Origin of the sequence: Cellulomonas sp. B6, assembly GCF_001462455.1 — a bacterium.
Lineage (GTDB): Bacteria > Actinomycetota > Actinomycetes > Actinomycetales > Cellulomonadaceae > Cellulomonas.
In genome coordinates, this window is record NZ_LNTD01000069.1 from 1 (window position 1) to 17320 (window position 17320).

General features: G+C 74.0%; 16 protein-coding genes. 10 read left to right on the forward strand and 6 right to left on the reverse strand.

The genetic code is table 11. The annotated features are described in order from the left end of the window. Positions 1-171: 171 nt before the first annotated feature. Positions 172-1665 (forward strand): CCA tRNA nucleotidyltransferase, encoded by a 1494-nt coding sequence (locus ATM99_RS05780; protein ID WP_062101978.1) that lies wholly within the window; start codon positions 172-174, stop codon positions 1663-1665. A 43-nt stretch (positions 1666-1708) separates the two neighbouring features. Here ATM99_RS05780 and ATM99_RS05785 read toward each other — a convergent pair whose 3' ends face one another. Both ATM99_RS05785 and ATM99_RS05790 read right to left on the reverse strand, forming a co-directional pair. Continuing rightward, positions 1709-3493: a SpoIIE family protein phosphatase gene (locus ATM99_RS05785; protein WP_082659323.1), complete on the reverse strand. Its 1785-nt coding sequence runs from the start codon at positions 3491-3493 to the stop codon at positions 1709-1711. Continuing rightward, entirely contained in the window at positions 3490-4800 is a 1311-nt protein-coding gene (locus tag ATM99_RS05790) for a hypothetical protein (protein ID WP_062101979.1), read from the reverse strand. Before ATM99_RS05790 ends, ATM99_RS05785 begins: the two co-directional genes overlap by 4 nt. Positions 4801-4952: 152 nt before the next feature. On the opposite strand from ATM99_RS05790, the gene ATM99_RS05795 reads away from it, so the two are divergent. Both ATM99_RS05795 and ATM99_RS05800 read left to right on the forward strand, forming a co-directional pair. Further along, positions 4953-5519 (forward strand): sigma-70 family RNA polymerase sigma factor, encoded by a 567-nt coding sequence (locus ATM99_RS05795; RefSeq protein WP_062101980.1) that lies wholly within the window; start codon positions 4953-4955, stop codon positions 5517-5519. Next, the gene (locus ATM99_RS05800; RefSeq protein ID WP_062101981.1) at positions 5509-6981 is read left to right on the forward strand and encodes a hypothetical protein; all 1473 of its coding nucleotides are present in this window, start codon (positions 5509-5511) and stop codon (positions 6979-6981) included. The genes ATM99_RS05795 and ATM99_RS05800 overlap by 11 nt, the downstream gene beginning before the upstream one ends. Before the next feature lie 384 nt (positions 6982-7365). Here the strand turns inward: ATM99_RS05800 and ATM99_RS05805 are convergent, their stop codons facing one another. The 3 genes from ATM99_RS05805 to ATM99_RS05815 form a co-directional block, all read right to left on the reverse strand. Next, on the reverse strand, positions 7366-8325 hold the full coding sequence (locus tag ATM99_RS05805; protein WP_062101982.1) for a hypothetical protein: 960 nt from the start codon (positions 8323-8325) through the stop codon (positions 7366-7368). 301 nt (positions 8326-8626) lie between these two features. Further along, on the reverse strand, positions 8627-9721 hold the full coding sequence (locus ATM99_RS05810) for an inositol-3-phosphate synthase (RefSeq protein ID WP_062101983.1): 1095 nt from the start codon (positions 9719-9721) through the stop codon (positions 8627-8629). Beyond that, positions 9718-10356, reverse strand: a complete 639-nt coding sequence (locus ATM99_RS05815) for a PadR family transcriptional regulator (RefSeq protein ID WP_062101984.1) — start codon at positions 10354-10356, stop codon at positions 9718-9720. The genes ATM99_RS05810 and ATM99_RS05815 overlap by 4 nt, the downstream gene beginning before the upstream one ends. A gap of 328 nt (positions 10357-10684) precedes the next feature. On the opposite strand from ATM99_RS05815, the gene ATM99_RS05820 reads away from it, so the two are divergent. The 7 genes from ATM99_RS05820 (at position 10685) to ATM99_RS05850 (ending at position 15821) form a co-directional block, all read left to right on the forward strand. Further along, the gene (locus ATM99_RS05820) at positions 10685-13120 is read left to right on the forward strand and encodes a transglycosylase domain-containing protein (RefSeq protein WP_062101985.1); all 2436 of its coding nucleotides are present in this window, start codon (positions 10685-10687) and stop codon (positions 13118-13120) included. Positions 13121-13315: 195 nt separating this feature from the next. Continuing rightward, positions 13316-13609 carry a 30S ribosomal protein S6 gene (gene rpsF / locus ATM99_RS05825; protein WP_062101986.1) on the forward strand — a complete coding sequence of 98 codons (294 nt, stop codon included), beginning with the start codon at positions 13316-13318 and terminating at the stop codon, positions 13607-13609. A 94-nt stretch (positions 13610-13703) separates the two neighbouring features. Beyond that, on the forward strand, positions 13704-14231 hold the full coding sequence (locus ATM99_RS05830) for a single-stranded DNA-binding protein (RefSeq protein WP_062101987.1): 528 nt from the start codon (positions 13704-13706) through the stop codon (positions 14229-14231). Positions 14232-14305: 74 nt separating this feature from the next. Further along, positions 14306-14542, forward strand: a complete 237-nt coding sequence (gene rpsR / locus ATM99_RS05835; protein WP_062101988.1) for a 30S ribosomal protein S18 — start codon at positions 14306-14308, stop codon at positions 14540-14542. Positions 14543-14556: 14 nt separating this feature from the next. Beyond that, positions 14557-15006: a 50S ribosomal protein L9 gene (gene rplI / locus ATM99_RS05840; protein ID WP_062101989.1), complete on the forward strand. Its 450-nt coding sequence runs from the start codon at positions 14557-14559 to the stop codon at positions 15004-15006. A 195-nt stretch (positions 15007-15201) separates the two neighbouring features. After that, entirely contained in the window at positions 15202-15477 is a 276-nt protein-coding gene (locus ATM99_RS05845; RefSeq protein ID WP_062101990.1) for a hypothetical protein, read from the forward strand. Further along, positions 15474-15821, forward strand: a complete 348-nt coding sequence (locus tag ATM99_RS05850) for a hypothetical protein (protein WP_062101991.1) — start codon at positions 15474-15476, stop codon at positions 15819-15821. The genes ATM99_RS05845 and ATM99_RS05850 overlap by 4 nt, the downstream gene beginning before the upstream one ends. Positions 15822-15842: 21 nt before the next feature. Here ATM99_RS05850 and ATM99_RS05855 read toward each other — a convergent pair whose 3' ends face one another. Continuing rightward, positions 15843-17180, reverse strand: coding sequence for an MATE family efflux transporter (locus tag ATM99_RS05855; protein ID WP_062101992.1), 1338 nt, complete (start codon positions 17178-17180; stop codon positions 15843-15845). Positions 17181-17320: the final 140 nt, after the last annotated feature.

The window sequence follows — 17320 nt, forward strand, 5'->3', positions numbered from 1 at the left end:
ACATGTCGACACTGTAACGACTCGGCATCACCGCACGACGCACGGCCGCGACGTGCGGTCACGTGGAGGTCATGTGCGGGTCGTCCGTGCGTCACGTGCCCGGTGCACCGGGGCACCCGGGGTGCGGAGGCCCGCGGACGTGCCGGGCGTGACCTCTGGCAGGCTTGTCCGGTGCCTGACGCCCCCGACCAGCCCGATGCCGCCGCGGTGCAGCAGCTGCGCCGCCGCGCCCTGGAGTCCCTCGCCGCGATGGCGCCCGACGCGCTCGACCTGGGGACGCGGTTCCGCGCGGCCGGGTACGAGCTCGCGCTGGTGGGCGGTCCGGTGCGCGACGCGTTCCTGGGCCGCCCCAGCCACGACCTCGACCTGACGACGTCGGCGACGCCCGACGAGGCCGAGCCGCTGCTCGTGGCGTGGGGCGACGCGCACTGGGACATCGGCCGGGCGTTCGGCACGCTCGGCGCCCGCCGGTTCGCGGGGCGGCACGGCGCCGGCTCGCAGGACGTGGTCGTCGAGGTCACGACCTACCGGGCGGACGCGTACGACCCCACGTCGCGCAAGCCGCTCGTCGAGTTCGGCGACACGCTCGAGGGCGACCTGTCGCGCCGCGACTTCACGGTCAACGCGATGGCGGTGCGCGTGCCGGACCTGCAGTTCGTCGACCCGTTCGACGGGCTGGCGGACCTGGCGCGCGGCGTGCTGCGCACGCCCATCGACCCGCGCCGGTCCTTCGACGACGACCCGTTGCGCATGATGCGCGCGGCCCGGTTCGTCGCGCAGCTCGGCTTCCGGCTCGACGACGACGCGCGCGCCGCGATCGTCGACATGGCGTCGCGCATCACGATCGTCTCGGCCGAGCGCGTGCGCGACGAGCTCACCAAGCTGCTGCTCGCACCGTTCCCGCGCGCCGGCCTCGAGGTGCTGGTCGACACGGGCCTCGCGGACCACGTGCTGCCCGAGCTGCCCGCGCTGCGCCTGGAGATCGACGAGCACCACCGGCACAAGGACGTCTACCAGCACTCGCTCATGGTGCTGGAGAAGGCGATCGCGCTCGAGACCGGCCCCGACGGCGCCGTGCCCGGTCCCGACCTGGTGCTGCGCCTGGCCGCGCTGCTGCACGACATCGGCAAGCCCCGCACGCGCCGGTTCGAGGACGGCGGCGGCGTGAGCTTCCACCACCACGAGGTCGTCGGCGCCAAGCTGGTCGCCAAGCGGCTCAAGGCGCTGCGGTTCGACAAGCAGACCGTGCAGGACGTCGCGCGCCTCACCGAGCTGCACCTGCGGTTCCACGGCTACGGCGACGGCGAGTGGACGGACTCGGCCGTGCGCCGCTACGTCACCGACGCCGGGCCCCTGCTGGAGCGCCTGCACCGGCTGACGCGCTCGGACTCCACGACGCGCAACCAGCGCAAGGCCGCGCGACTCAAGGCCGCGTACGACTCGCTCGAGGTCCGGATCGCGGCGCTGCGCGAGGCCGAGGAGCTGGCGTCGATCCGCCCCGACCTCGACGGCACGCAGATCATGCAGGTGCTCGGCATCCGCCCGGGCCGCGAGGTCGGCGAGGCGTACCGGTACCTGCTGGACCAGCGGATGGAGCACGGGCCGCTGGGGGAGGAGCGGGCGCGCGAGCTGCTGCTCGCGTGGTGGGCGCAGCGCTCGTCCTGAGCGGCGCCGCCGCGCCGGCGGGCGGGGCACCCGCGCGCGCGGGTCAGCCGACCCGCGCCACCAGCACGCAGACGTCGTCCTCCTGGCCGCCGTCGACGACGTCGGCGACCAGGGCGTCCCGCACGGCCGCGGCGTCGGCGTCGGCCGGCACGCCCGCGAGGTGGGCGGCGAGCGCCTCGATGCCCTCGCGCAGCCCCCGGTCCCGCCGCTCGACGAGCCCGTCGGAGTAGAGCACGACCAGCGACCCGTGCGGCAGCTCGCGCGACGCCTCGGGAGCCGAGGTGCCGTGGGGGGACGGCAGGCCGACGGGCGTGCGTCGCCCGCCCTCGAGCCGCTCGACACGGCCGTCGGGAAGTCGCACGAGCGCCGGCGGGTGCCCCGCCGACGACCACGTCACGTGCGCGCCCGCGGGTGTGCGCCGCCACCGCAGCAGCACGCACGTCGCGACGTCGGACAGGTCGAGCGCGTGCACCAGGCCGTCGAGCCGTCGCAGCGCCGCCCCGGGGCTGTCGCCACGCCACACCGCGGTGCGCAGCAGCGTGCGCAGCTGACCCATCGACGCGGCGGCGCGCAGGTCGTGGCCGACGACGTCGCCGACGGTCAGGCTCGTGGTCCCGTCGGGCAGCACGAACGCGTCGAACCAGTCGCCGCCGACCTCGGCGCGCCGCCCCGACGGCAGGTACGACGCCGCGACGTCGAGGCCACCGACGTCGCCGAGCACGGGCAGCAGGCTGTGCTGCAGCGTGAGGGCCGCGTCGCGCTCCGCGAGGTACAGCCGGACGTTCTCCAGCAGGACGCCCGCGCGGCGTCCCAGGTGGGCGGCCGTCACGACGGCCTCGCGGTCGAACCCGTCGGCGTCCTCGTGCACGAGGCACAGCACGCCCAGGACCCGCCCGCGCCCGGTGACGGGCACGAGCATCGCGCTGCCCAGGCCGAGCTCGTGCAGCAGGCGCAGCTCGTCGGGCGTCGTGCGTCCGGGCAGCGAGGCGATGTCGACGGGGAGGGTCACCGGCACGTGCGACGCGTCCGCCGCGAGCGTCTGCGCGACGCGCGGCGAGCGCAGCAGCCACGACGTCCCTTGCGTGCCCAGCGCGTGCGCGGCGGCCTGCCGCGCGGGGTCCGCCGCGACGACGTGCACACGCTCGAACCGCCCGCCCTCGGTGACCATCGCGACGAATCCCCACGTCGCCATGCGCGGCACCACGGTGTCGGCGAGCGCGGCCACCGCGTCGTCGTAGTCGAGGTGCCGTGACAGCTCGTCGCCGACGGTCGCCAGCAGCTCGAGCCGGTCCGCGGTGCGGTGCATCAGGGTCAGCTCGAGCGTGCGCGCGGCGTCGCCCACGGTCTCGGCGGTCACGTCCACCTGCACGCCGACGCGGTACATGACGCGCCCGTCGGCGTCCCGCACGTGCGCGACCGCGAGCTGGTTCCAGAACTGCGTCCCGTCCTTGCGCGCGTTCAGCAGGGTCTCGCGCAGGTCCTCGCCCGCGGCGAGCGCGGCGCGGACCCGGTCGACGGCGGCGGGGTCCGTGGTGTCGCACTGCAGGAACCGGCAGTTGCGACCCACGACCTCGTCCGCCGCGTAGCCCGTGAGGGCCGTGAACGCGCGGTTGCACCACACGACCGGGTCGTCGGGCAGGTTCGGGTCCGACACGGTCATGGCGTGCGGACCGGCCTCGAGGACGAGGCGTGCGAGCGCGCCGTCGAGCGGCCAGCTGCCGACCCGGGGCCGGGCGGCACCGTCGGTCGCGCGCCCGTCCGCCCGCTCGTCCGCACGATCGTCCGCCCGCTCGCCGGCGGGGTCCGCGCCGGGCGTACGCACGGTCATGCGCGTGCCGCCGTCCGCGGCGGTGCGACCTCGGCCGGTTCGCGCGGGCCCGCGGCGAACGCGAGCGCACCCCCCAGGTACACGGCGGCGACGAGCGCGAACACGCCACGCGACCAGCCGGTGTCCGGCAGGGCGACCGCCGCGAGCGCGGCCGCCCCCACGAACGCGGCGTTGTACAGCACGTCGTACAGCGAGAACGCCCGCCCGCGGTAGGCGTCGGCCGTGTCGCGCTGCACGATCGTGTCCACCGCGATCTTGGCGCCCTGCGCCGCCAGGCCCAGCGCCACCGCCGTGCCGAGCACCGCGGCCCGTGCGACCGTCGCGACGAGCACGAGCTGGCTGACCACGGCGAGCAGCATGCACGCGACGATCCACACGTGCGCGCCGACGCGCGGCACCAGCAGCGGCGTCAGCACCACCGCGAGGGCGAACCCGACCGCGCTCGCGGCCAGCACCGTGCCGAACGTGCGCAGGCCCGCGCCCGCGTCGGCCGGGTCGGAGAGCAGGTTGCGGGAGATGAGGATGCTCGCGATGAACACCGCGCCGTAGCAGAACCGGTGCAGCGCCATGACGCCGAGCGCGTAGCCGGGCGTCCGGCGGGCCACCAGGTACCGCGCGCCCGCCACCAGGCCGTGCGCGAGGCTCGCGAGGGCCGCCTTCATCTCGGAGGTGTCGGCGCGCTCGTCGGGCCCGAGCTGGTCGGGGCCCAGGCGCGTCGCGAGCGCCGACGCGCAGCCCATGACCGCTGCGGCGACCAGCAGCGAGATCGCGTCGCGCAGCCGGCCGTCGGGCAGCAGCAGCCCCAGCACGAAGCCCACCAGACCGCCGACGCCCGCCGCCGCCGCGCCAAGCGTCGGGGTCAGTGAGTTCGCGGTGAGCAGCAGCGGCCCCTCGACGACCTTCGGCAGCGACGCCGACAGCGCCGCGAGCAGGAACCGGTTCACCGACAACGTCGCGAGCGCCAGGACGTACACCAGCGGGCCGACGCCCTGCGTGAGCATGACCACCGCGATCGTCGCGGTCAGCGCCACCCGGACGAGGTTCCCGTACAGCAGCACCTGGCGGCGACGCCACCGGTCCAGCAGCACCCCGGCCCACGGCCCGACGATCGTGAACGGCAGCAGCAGCACCGCGAACGCGGCGGCGACACCCGTGGCGGTCGACGCGTTCTCGGGGGAGAAGAAGAACAGCGTCGCGAGCCCGACCTGGAACATGCCGTCGGCCGACTGGCTCACCAGCCGTACGGCGAACAGGCGCCGGAAGCCCGTCAGCGGCCACAGCGCCCGAAGGTCGGAGATCACCTGCACCGGCTCAGGCTACGTGCCGCCACCGACCTCGCCCGCCGGGCCGCCGCGTGCCGCCCCGACACGCGGCACAACCAGGCGCGCACCTGCGTCGTTGTGGTGGCGACAGGATGGTCCGGGACCGAATCAGGGGCGGCGACGATGGTGAGGACGACGTGAGCCGGGACGGGGCGGCGATGCTCGACCGGCTCGTGGCGGAGCGGTACGGGGGGCTCCTCGCGTACGCGACGGTGCTGACGGGTGACCGGCACGAGGCGCAGGACGTGCTGCACGACGCGCTGGTGTCGACGTTCTCGGCGCGAGCGTCGTTCGGGTCGGTTCCGCAGGCCGAGGCGTACGTGCGCCGCGCGGTCGCGTCACGCTTCGTGGACCGCGCGCGTCGGCGCACCCGGGAGCGGGCCGCCGTCGCGCGGCTGGCCGGGCGCGAGGCGGTCAGCACCGAGCTGCAGTCTGACCTCCTGGACGCCGACGTCGCTGCCGCGCTGGCCGCTCTGCCGCCGCAGCAGCGGGCGTGCGTGGTGCTGCGGCACCTCGACGACCTGTCCGTGCGGGACACCGCGCGTCTGCTCGGCATCGGCGAGGGCACGGTCAAGCGCTACGTGTCCGACGCCGTGGCGGCGCTCGACGCGGCGCTCGGCACCACCACCGCGGGCGGCGAACGGCTGCCCGTCACGCTCGTCGACTCGACCCGCGACACCCCGGAGGTGCGCCGTGAGCGGTGACCTGAGCGCGCGGCTGGACGCCGCGCTGCGTCGTCAGGAGCAGCACGAGGACGGCGTGCGCCCGGACCCGGCCGTGCTGGCCGAGCTGCACGCCCGTGTGGCGCGGGCACGCCGAGGCCGCACCGCGTCGTACGCCGCGGTCGCCGCCGCGGCCGTCGGCGTGCTGGGCGTCGCCGGCTGGTTCGGGCTGCGGCACGACACCACGCCGCTGCCCGCGCACACCCCGACGCCGGCACCGAGCGCCACGCCCACGCCGACCCCGGGTCCGACGACGACGGCACCCGCACCCGAGTCGACCCCCCCGAGCACACCGGTCTCGGTGGCCGGGATGCCGCCGCTGCTCGCGCTCCCGGACGGCGCGCTGGACGCCGCCGGCCCCGGGTGGACGCTCCTGGGGTACGGGCCGCTCGTGTACGACGGGCCGGCACGCCAGGTGCTCGCCCTGTCGGCGCCGACCGGCGAGCTCTACCTCGTCAGGGAGGACGAGCGACCGATCGACGTCGTGCGCTGGGACGGGGGCCGGGCGGTGCGCGCCACGAGCTGGCTCGACGACGGCGCCGGCACCCGGACACCGGTGGTCGGCGAGTACGACCTGGTCACGGGCGAGCTGGTGCCGGACGACCGGATCTCCGCCACGGACCGGTTCCTGAGCCTGCTGCCCTCGGGTGACGAGCTGTGGTTCCGCCCTGTCCCCGGCGGTGCCGCAGGGGCCGACGGGGTGCCCTCGGCCGAGGGGCGCCTGCGGCTGGTACCACGCGAGGGCGAGCCGCGCGTCGTCACGACGCTCGACCTCCCCGGCTCCGTCGTGGTGTCGCCCGACGGTGCCCGCGCGGTCGTCGAGGAGGCGCCCGGCACCGGCCGTGAGGTCGTGGACCTGGCCACGGGTGCCCGCACGCCCCTCGCGATCCCGCCCGGCAGGGGGTGCGACGTCGTCGCCTGGCTGGACGCGACGTCGATCCTCGCGACCTGCAGGGACGACGTCGCGCCGACGGGCGAGCGGCAGTACCTCGAGGACCTGAACGCGCGCGTCGTGCGCTTCGACGTGCGCACCGGTGGGTCGCAGAAGGTGCGGGACGTCGTCGCGGGCGACCTGGTGCCCGCTCGCGGCAGGTGGCTCCAGGACGGGAGCCTCGTGGTGGGTCGCGCCCCGCTGACCCGGGCGTTCGCCGACTGCTTCGACGTCTGCTGGGGCGGCGCGTACCTGTGGTCCGCGGGGTCCATGACCCCGGTGACCCCCGCCGAGCCGCTCCCGGACGACATCTGCTCGGCCCGGCCGGGGGGTGACGGGCTGCTCGTGCGGACCGGGTACCTCTCCTGCTACGAGGAGCCCGGGTCGAGCAGCCAGGTGTGGAGCGTCGACCTCGCGTCGGGCGCCGTGCGACCCGTCGGGCCGACGCTGGGGGAGGCGGGCGCGCTCGGTGTGGCGTGGGCGGCCGAACCCGGCGACAGCGGGTCGTGGTGAGCGGACGAGGTCTCGGGAGGTCGTGAAGGGTTGCTGCCGCCCACGGGCAGCAACCCTTCACGACCTCGGGGCGGCACCGGACGGGCGCGCGGGCCGCACCCCAACCGGGCTCGCGCCGCGTGCGTTCTCATGGCGACCCGTACCCGGAGGAGGCTGCACGTGACACGACCCTGGGAGGAGATGCTCGAGCGTCTCGTCCGTGAGCGGTACGGAACCCTCGTCGGCTGGACCACCCTCCTGTGCGGATCGTCCGAGGACGCGCAGGACCTGCTTCAGGAGGCGCTCGTCGCTGCCAGGGCCGAGACGTCCGGGATCGGGCGTGCGACGCGCGTCGGTGTCGGTCGGCGTCGTGAAGGGTTGTGGCCGTCCACCGCCCGCAACCCTTCACGACCCGCGGTCTCGCTCGAGGAGCGCGCAGGTCGGGCCGCAGCGCGACGGGCGACCCGGCCACCCCCGCGCGAGGAGTGCGGCGGCGATCTGACCCGCCGTCGTGCACGACGCCGCCACGACGTGCGACCAGCGGTAGCGCAGCGTGACGTCGCCCCGCTCGACGAGCACCGCGTTGTCCCGCCACACGTCGGCGTCCGTCCGACCGTGAGGGTGCGCGAGCGACCCGTCGAGCTCGACGCGGACCCCGAGGCCCGCGAACACGCGGTCGGCGCGGATCCGGCGACCGGCCACGTGCTGGCGCACCTGCGCGTGCGAGCGCGGCAGGCCGTGCGCGGCCTCGACGTCCCGGTCGTACCGGCGCTCGAGCGGTGACTCGACACGACCGACGGGGTCGTCGAGCACCGCGACCACGAGAGCGCGGTGACGCTGCACGGGACGCTGCCCGAGCTCGAGCAGCACGCGCCCCGCGAGCACGCCGGCGCGCACGGCGTCGCACAGCAGAGCGACGACCGCGTCGTCGTCCGCACACCCGGCCACGAGGTCGAGCACCGTCGCCTCGGGCGTCACCGCCCGCAGACCGTCGCCGGCCGGAGGCATCGTGCGACGGCGTCGCACCACGAGGCCCGGTCTTGCCGTCACCGCGCGCGCCGCCGGCACGCTCACCACGATGCCCGCTCCCGGCTCCCGCACGATCCCGTGGACGTACCCGGCCGACCGATGGGACAGCGCCGCGCCCGCCCCGGCAGCCAGCAGGGCCGCGCGGGCGTGCTGCCGCCAGGACGGCGGGCCGCTCTGCAGCAGCACCACACCGCGATAGGGACGCTGCCACACCCCGGCACGCACGCGCCGGCCGACCACCCCGGGGCCGGCACCGCCGGACGCGAGCTGGGCGGTGGTCGCCACGCCGTCCTGGCGGGCGACCGCCGCGCGCACGGCGGTCGCGAGGTCGGCCATCCCGGGGAGCCCGCCCAACGTCCGGCCGACGGAGGTCGAGGTGCGTCTGCCACCGCTGCATGCGCCGACCCTGCCGCACCCACCCCCGCACCGGGGTCGGTGGGACGGACCTGTGGACGACGCCGGAGACGCGTGAAGGGTTGTTGCCGGGATCCGGCAACAACCCTTCACGACGACCCCGACGGTCAGGTGGTCAGCTCCGGCTCAGCGCTCGACCTGCTGGTCGCGCTGAGCCTGCGCTCCGCCGCGGGCACCGGCCTGACGCTGCGCGCCGGGCCGGCACCCTCCGCTGCGCTCCGGCTCAGCGCTCGACCTCACCGCGGATGAAGGCCTCGAGCTGCGCCCGGCCCTTCGTGTCCTCCATCTGCACCGGCGGGGACTTCATGAAGTACGTCGACGCCGACAGGATCGGGCCGCCGATACCGCGGTCCTTCGCGATCTTCGCGGCGCGGACCGCGTCGATGATGATGCCGGCCGAGTTCGGCGAGTCCCACACCTCGAGCTTGTACTCGAGGTTCAGGGGCACCTCGCCGAACGCGCGGCCCTCGAGGCGCACGTACGCCCACTTGCGGTCGTCGAGCCACGCGACGTAGTCCGACGGGCCGATGTGGACGTTGCGGTCCTCCTTCTTGCCGGCCAGCGGGCCGTCGTCGAGGTTCGACGTCACGGCCTGCGTCTTCGACAGCTTCTTGGACTCCAGGCGCTCGCGCTCGAGCATGTTCTTGAAGTCCATGTTGCCGCCGACGTTCAGCTGGTACGTGCGGTCCAGGATGACGCCGCGGTCCTCGAACAGACGCGCGAGCACGCGGTGCGTGATGGTCGCGCCGACCTGCGACTTGATGTCGTCGCCCACGATCGGGACGCCGGCGGCCTCGAACTTCGCGGCCCACTCCGGGTCCGACGCGATGAAGACGGGCAGCGCGTTGACGAACGCCACGCCCGCGTCGATCGCGCACTGCGCGTAGAACTTCGCCGCGTCCTCCGAGCCGACGGGCAGGTAGCAGACGAGCACGTCGACCTGCTGGTCCTTGAGCGTCTGGACGACGTCGACCGGCTCGGCGTCCGACTCCTCGATGGTCTGGGAGTAGTACTTGCCCAGGCCGTCGAGCGTGTGGCCGCGCTGCACCGTGACGCCCAGCGGCGGGACGTCGGAGATCTTGATGGTGTTGTTCTCGGAGTTGAAGATCGCCTCCGACAGGTCGAAGCCGACCTTCTTGGCGTCCACGTCGAACGCGGCGACGAACTCGAGGTCGCGCACGTGGTAGTCGCCGAACTGGACGTGCATGAGGCCCGGGACCTTGCCCGCCGGGTCGGCGTCCCGGTAGTAGTGCACACCCTGGACAAGCGACGCGGCGCAGTTGCCGACGCCGACGATGGCGACGCGGATGGAGGTCATCCTCGCTCCTTCTCGATTCGCGCCTCGGATGAGCCCTCGGCGTCGTCTGCAGCGGCGGCCGGTCGGCCACCGCCCTCGGGGCGAGCGCGACGGACGCCGCGCTCGTTGTCGATGAGGTCGTCCAGCCAGCGGACCTCGCGCTCGACCTGCTCGAGGCCGTGGCGCTGGAGCTCGAGCGTGTACTCGTCCATGCGCTCGCGGGTCCGGGCGAACGACTGGCGGAACGTCTCGAGCCGCTCGGTCAGCCGGGAACGACGACCTTCGAGGATGCGCAGCCGCGTCTCGGCGTCCGTCTGGCCGAAGAACGCGAAGCGCACGTCGAAGTTCTCGTCCTCCCAGGCCGCCGGCCCGGACGTCGAGAGCACCTGCTGCAGGTGCTCCTTGCCGTCGGCGGTGAGCTCGTAGACGATCCGCGCGCGCTTGCTGGCGACCGTGCGGTCGCCGGGGGAGTCGGTCCCGACGATCAGGCCGCGCTCCACGAGCCCTTTGAGGCACGGGTACAGCGAGCCGTAGGACAGCGCGCGGAACGAGCCGAGCACCAGGTTGAGGCGCTTGCGCAGCTCGTACCCGTGCATGGGCGACCCGGCGAGCAGACCGAGGATCGCCGGCTCGAGCACGTCGGAACGTCCGCGCACCTGGCCTCCTCCTGCCCGTCGGGACCGCAGCCGGGCGAGGTGCCCGGCGCGATGTATCAACTCGATACATCCGGAGAATATGTCGCATCCCTGTGCGCCCACAACACGTCCGGCACGACCGTGTGCGTCGGCGGCCGGCGGATCGCGTCGCGACGCGGTGCCGATCGTGTGAATTCCCGCCCAGAACGGGACGTCCCGGGCCCGCGTCGGGAGCCACCTCTCACGTCGTTCGTCCATACTGACCTCGGCAGCGCCCCGACCGACGCGCCCCGACGCGGGCCGCGGACGAGCGTCCGCCCGCACCGTCGTCGGCACGAGAGGTCCCCCGTTGGCAGGCAGCACACGCCGTGCGGCGCCCACCCGCGCACGCCGCGGGACGCGTCGCGCGTCGACCCGGGCGACCCCGCCGGAGAAGCGGAAGTTCTGGAACTACCCGCGCCGGGAGCACCGCGGCGTCCGCCGCTGGCTGCCGTCGTGGCGGGTCGTGCTCGGCACGTTCATCGGCGGGATCTTCCTGCTCCTCGGTGCCGGCGCGGCGGCGTTCGCGTTCATCAACCCGCCGGACCCGCTCGCCGAGGTGCAGTTCCAGACGACGACGGTCTACTACGCGGGCGCCGAGCCGGGCCAGCCCGGCGAGGTCATGGGCACCTTCGCGGAGCAGAAGCGCGAGATCGTCGACTACGCGACGCTGCCCGAGTACGTCGGCCAGGCGGTCGCGGCGGGCGAGGACAAGACGTTCTTCACCAACCGGGGCGTGTCGATCACCGGCATGGTGCGCGCCTTCATCAACAACGTGCAGGGCAAGCCGACGCAGGGCGGGTCGACCCTGACCCAGCAGTACGTCGAGCGCTACTACCAGAACACCACCAAGGACTACTGGGGCAAGGCGAAGGAGGCGATCCTCGCCATCAAGCTGTCCCAGAAGGAGGACAAGGCCCAGATCATGGGCCGGTACCTCAACACGATCTACTTCGGTCGCGACTCCTACGGGATCGAGGCGGCGTCGAAGTCGTACTTCGGCAAGCCCGCGGCCGAGATGACGGTGTCCGAGGCCGCGCTGATGGCGGCGCTGATCCCGTCCCCCAACAACTGGGACCCCGCGGTCAGCCCGGAGAAGTCGCAGCAGCGCTGGGGCATCGTGCTCGACTCGATGGTCGACTCCGGGTGGCTGAGCGCGAGCGACCGTGCCGCGCAGGTCTTCCCGACGACGATCGAGTACGTCAAGTCCGAGGCGTACCGCGGCCCCAACGGCTTCCTGCTCGAGATGGTCGAGAAGGAGCTGCTCGCGACCAACCTGTGGACCTCCGGCGAGCTGCGCACCAAGGGTCTGAAGATCATCACGACGATCGACCAGTCGGTGCAGCAGGCTGCGGTCGAGTCGGCCGAGGCGCTGCGCACGGGCGGGCTGTCGGACGGCGAGGCGCCGAGCGAGCGGCTGCGCGTCTCCGTCGTCTCGGTGGACCCGACGACCGGCGGCATCGTGTCCCTGTACGGGGGACCCGACTACCTGACCGACCAGAAGAACACCGCGACGTTCGACGAGATCCAGGCCGGCTCGACGTTCAAGCCGTTCACGCTGGTCGCGGGCCTGCAGGACGGCATCGGCCTCTCGACGACGTTCGACGGCAACTCGCCGCAGCGCTTCCCCGAGTGGGAGGGCGGCACCAAGGACGTCAGCAACTTCGGCAACAAGGACTACGGGCAGATCGACCTGGTCAAGGCGACGGCGGACTCGGTGAACACCGTGTACGCGGCGCTGAACATCGAGGTGGGCCCGGAGCGCTCCGCGCAGGTCGCGACCGAGGCCGGCATCACGACGCCGCTGAACACCGTGCCCTCGAACGTGCTGGGTGCGGACGACGTGCGCCCCCTCGACATGGCGGGCGCCTACGCGACGTTCGCGGCGCAGGGCGTGCAGCGGACGCCGCACGTCCTGCAGGTCGTCGAGAACAACGACGGCACGGTCGCGTGGCAGCCCGACACGGCCGGCCGGTCGGTCTTCGCCGCCGACGTCATGGCCGACGCCACCTACGCGATGACGCAGGTCGTCGAGCAGGGTTCGGGCAAGGCCGAGATCAGCAAGCTGAAGCGTCCGATCGCCGGGAAGACCGGGACGTCGACCGACAACAAGTCCGCGTGGTTCGTGGGCTACGTCCCGCAGCTCGCCACGGCGGTCGCGCTGTCGCAGCAGTCGGAGGACGGACGGGGCAAGGACTCCATCCAGGCGTGGGGGAAGTACAGCCAGATCACCGGCTCGTCGTACCCGGCGGTGCTGTGGTCGGACTACATGCGCAAGGTCTTCGAGAACCCGCGGTTCTCGGCCGTGCAGGAGTTCCCGCCGCGCGCGAACGTGGGCGGGCGCCCGACGTCGACGGCGACCCCGACCGAGGAGCCCACCGAGGAGCCGACGCCGGAGGAGCCGCAGCAGCCGGCCCAGGTGCAGGTGCCCGGCGGCCTGACGGGTCGGACCGAGGCGGACGCGACGGGCGCGCTGCAGGGCGCGGGTCTCGTGGCGAGCATCCGGTCCGAGGTCTCGACCGCGGTCCCGGCCGTCGCGGCGGGCCGCGTGATCCGGGTCGAGCCCGGTGAGGGGTCGACGGTCGACGCGGGTGCGACGGTGACGCTCGTCGTGTCGAGCGGCGCTCCGCCGCAGCCGACGACGCCGGCGCCGCAACCGACCCAGCCGGTGCCGACCCAGCCCGCGCCGGAGGCCCCACCCGCCGACGCGGCCGCAGGAGCGGCCGTGCCCGGGACTCGGCCCTGACCGAGGGCGCGTGCCCCCCGACCGGGCGATTCGGTCGGGGGGCGGCGACCCGGTAGTCTGGTCCATCGCCGTCCCTCGCGGACGGTTCGTCGTGCCTGGACCCCTGACGCCTCGTCGGTGGTGCGTCACGACGAGACGCACGAGAACCCTCCTGTCACGGACCGACCGTGACCGCGAAGACCAGAGGAGGTGGGTATGAGCCTGCGTCAGTACGAGATCATGATCATCCTCGACCCCGAGATCGAGGAGCGCACCGTCGCCCCGTCGCTCGACAAGTACCTGACGGTCGTCAAGACCGACGGGGGCACCGTCGACAAGGTGGACGTCTGGGGCCGTCGTCGCCTCGCGTACGACATCAAGAAGAAGGGCGAGGGCATCTACGCCGTCGTCGACTTCACCGCGTCGCCCGCGACCGCCAAGGAGCTGGACCGTCAGCTCGGCCTCAACGAGGTCGTCCTGCGCACGAAGGTCCTGCGCCGCGAGGCCTGAGCCTGCCCGTGTCGGAGCCCGTCGTTAGCGTCGGGCACCAGCACCCGCGGCACCACGCCGCAGCCGATCCGTACGAACGAGCGAGGAGGCCGTCATGGCCGGCGAGACCACCATCACGGTGATCGGGAACCTGACCGGGGACCCGGAGCTGCGCTTCACCCCGTCGGGCGCCGCGGTCGCGAACTTCACCGTCGCGTCCACGCCCCGCACGTTCGACCGCCAGTCCAACGAGTGGAAGGACGGCGAGACGCTGTTCCTCCGGTGCTCGATCTGGCGGGAGGCGGCCGAGTCCGTCGCCGAGTCCCTCACCAAGGGCACCCGCGTCATCGTGCAGGGCCGCCTCGTGCAGCGCTCGTACGAGACCCGCGAGGGCGAGAAGCGCACCGTGTACGAGCTGCAGGTCGACGAGGTCGGCCCGTCGCTGCGGTACGCGACCGCGAAGGTCACCAAGACCCAGCGGTCCGGCGGTGGCGGCTTCGGTGGCGGCGGCGGCAGCTACGGCGGTGGCGGCGGGTTCAACGGCGGGGGCCAGTCCTCCGGTGGTGGCGGCCAGACCGACGACCCGTGGGCGACGCCCGCGGGCGGGTCCGGCGGCGGCTACTCCGACGAGCCCCCGTTCTGATCGGCGCCTCGCACCCCTGATTCTCATCCCCGAGCACGGCAACGCTCGGGGCTCCACAGACAAGGAGCACCACGATGGCCAAGCCCGTCGTCCGCAAGCCCAAGAAGAAGCAGAACCCCCTCAAGGCCGCCAAGATCGACACGGTCGACTACAAGGACACGGCTCTGCTCCGCAAGTTCATCTCCGACCGCGGCAAGATCCGTGCGCGTCGCGTGACCGGCGTCTCCGTCCAGGAGCAGCGCCAGATCGCCCGTGCGGTCAAGAACGCCCGCGAGATGGCCCTCCTGCCGTACTCGTCGTCGGCTCGCTGAGAAAGGACTGACCCATGGCGAAGATCATCCTGACCCACGAGGTCACCGGTCTCGGTGCCCCCGGCGACGTCGTCGAGGTGAAGGACGGGTACGCCCGTAACTACCTCGTCCCGCGCAACCTGGCCACCCCGTGGACCAAGGGTGCCGAGAAGGACGTCACCGCGATCCGTCGTGCCCGCAAGGCGCGCGAGATCGCGACGCTCGACGACGCGAAGGCGATCCGCGACTCGCTGCAGGCCAACGCCGTCACGGTGTCGGCCAAGTCCGGCGAGTCGGGCCGTCTGTTCGGTGCCGTCACCACGGCCGAGATCGCCGCGGCGATCCAGGCCGCCGGCGCTCCGGCCGTCGACAAGCGCAAGATCGAGGTCGCCCAGGCGATCAAGTCGACCGGTGAGTACACGGTGCAGGTCCGCCTGCACCCCGAGGTCTCGGCCAAGGTGACCGTCAAGGTCGTCGCCGCCTGACCTGCTCCCGCGAGCTCGCGAGGCCCCGTACCGCTCCGGCGGTGCGGGGCCTCGTCGTTCCCGCCCGCGGGGCGGAGACCGGGTGCGCCTCTCCGCCTCGGGACGGAGCGTGAGGATCGGCCGCGGGACGGTGGGACGCGGCGGCCGCGATCCCTAGGCTCGTCGCAGAGGTCAGGACGAACCAGGAGGCACGACATGAGCACGCAGAAGCGCACCACGGACGCGCAGGCCACCACCACGGCGGCCCCGGCGCAGCAGGCCGCCGTCGGCGGCACGATGTTCGCGGTGGGTGCGCCGCTGCTGGCCCTCGGCGCGGTGTTCACGGCGCTGGGGCGCACGGCGCTCGGGCTCACGTTCCTGGCGGTGGGTGTCGTGCTGACCGCGGTGGCCGCGGGCTACCTGGGCACGTACGTGCGCCGCTCGCGCGCGGTGCAGGTCACGGCGCGCGTCACGGATCAGGACGACCGGTGAGCGACACGCCGCGCAAGGGCGGCGGGACGTCGTCGAAGCGCGCGCAGAACGGGGCGTTCTTCGCGATCGGGGTGACGTTCCTCGTCCTCGGGATCACGCAGATGGCGGGCGACTCCGACGGCGGCGGCATCGCGTTCTTCACGATCGGCATCGTCTTCATGGCGATGTCGACGGGCTGGTTCTCGTCCCCGGGCGGGGACGAGAAGCGTGAGGACGCCGCGGGTGGCGCGGCGGCCGGTGCCGACGGCACCCGCGAGAGCGGCGACGGCGTGGCGCACGACGCGGGGCCGGGCGACGCGAGCGCGGGGTCCGGCGGTGACGGTGGCGGAGGCGGTGGCGACTGAGGTCGCCCCCGGGGCGGCCGCTCAGGCGCCGACGACCATCCAGCGCGTGCCGCGGGCGCGCAGCCCGGTGCTGATCGCCCGGGCGGCCATGAAGACCACGGCGAACGCGGCCCACAGCCACGCGAGGCCGGCCGCGCCGGGCGGTGCCCACGCGTGCACGGCGAGGGCGGCGGGCACGTAGGCGACGAGCGTCGCGACGCCGGCCCAGGCGAGGAACGGCCCGTCGCCGGCGCCGATGAGCACGCCGTCGAGCACGAAGACCCAGCCGGCCATCGGCAGCGCGACGGCGGCCACCACGAGGCCGACCACGGCGGCGCGCTGCACCGCGGGGTCGGGGGAGAAGACCCGCACGTACAGCGGCGCGAGCGCGCCGACGAGCACGCCGAGCACCGCCCCGGCGCCGACGCCCCACTGCAGCGTGCGGCGCAGCAGCGCGCGCGTGCGCGCGACGTCGCGGGCGCCGAGCGCGTGTCCCACGAGAGCCTGCGCGGCGATGGCCAGCGCGTCGAGCGCGAACGCGGTGAGGCCCCAGACGGCGTTGACGACCTGGTGCCCGGCCAGCGCGGCCGCACCCAGACCCGTCGCGGTCCAGACCGTCAGCAGGATCGCGAGCCGCAGCGTCGCGGTACGCACGAGCAGCGGGACGCCCGCGCGCGCGTTGGCCCAGATGCCGCCCGCGGCGGGCGTCAGGCGCGCGCCGGAGCCGCGCGCGCCGCGCACCACCACGACGACGAGCCACACGCCCATGCCGAGCTGCGCGACCGCCGTGCCGAGGCCCGACCCGGCGATACCCAGCCCGGCGCCGTAGATGAGGGTCGCGTTGAGCGCGGCGTTCGCGACAGCCCCGGAGGCCGCGACGACGAGGGGTGTGCGGGTGTCCTGCAGGCCACGCAGCGCGCCCGTGGCCGCGAGGACGAGCAGCATGCCCGGCAGGCCGGGGACGGACCAGCGCAGGTACGTGACGGCTTGCACGGCGACCTCGCCGCGCGCGCCGAGCGCCGCGAGCACCCACGGCGCGGTGAGCCACGCGAGGACGGCGAGGACGACGCCGAGGCCCAGGGCGAGCCACATGCCGTCGACGCCGGTCTGCAGCGCGCCCTGCCGGTCGCCCGCGCCGAGACGCCGGGCCACCGCGGCGGTCGTGGCGTACGCGAGGAACACGCACAGCCCGATGACGGTGACCAGGACGGTCGAGGCGAGCGCGAGCCCGGCGAGCGCGTCCGTGCCGAGGTGCCCGACCATCGCGGAGTCGACGAGCACGAACAGCGGCTCGGCGACCAGGGCACCGAGCGCGGGGACCGCCAGCGCGAGGATCTGGCGGTCCACACCGGGCGGGCGCGGGGAGTCGTGGGCGTCCACGGGGCGGCTCAGACGTCCACCAGGTGAACGACCGTCGAATGTTCGTCGCTCCACAGCACGTGCACAGCGTATGTGCCGGTCGCGCGGGGTGCGCGGACCTCTCACCCGCTCTGTCCACAGGTGTGTCCCCAACCTGTGCA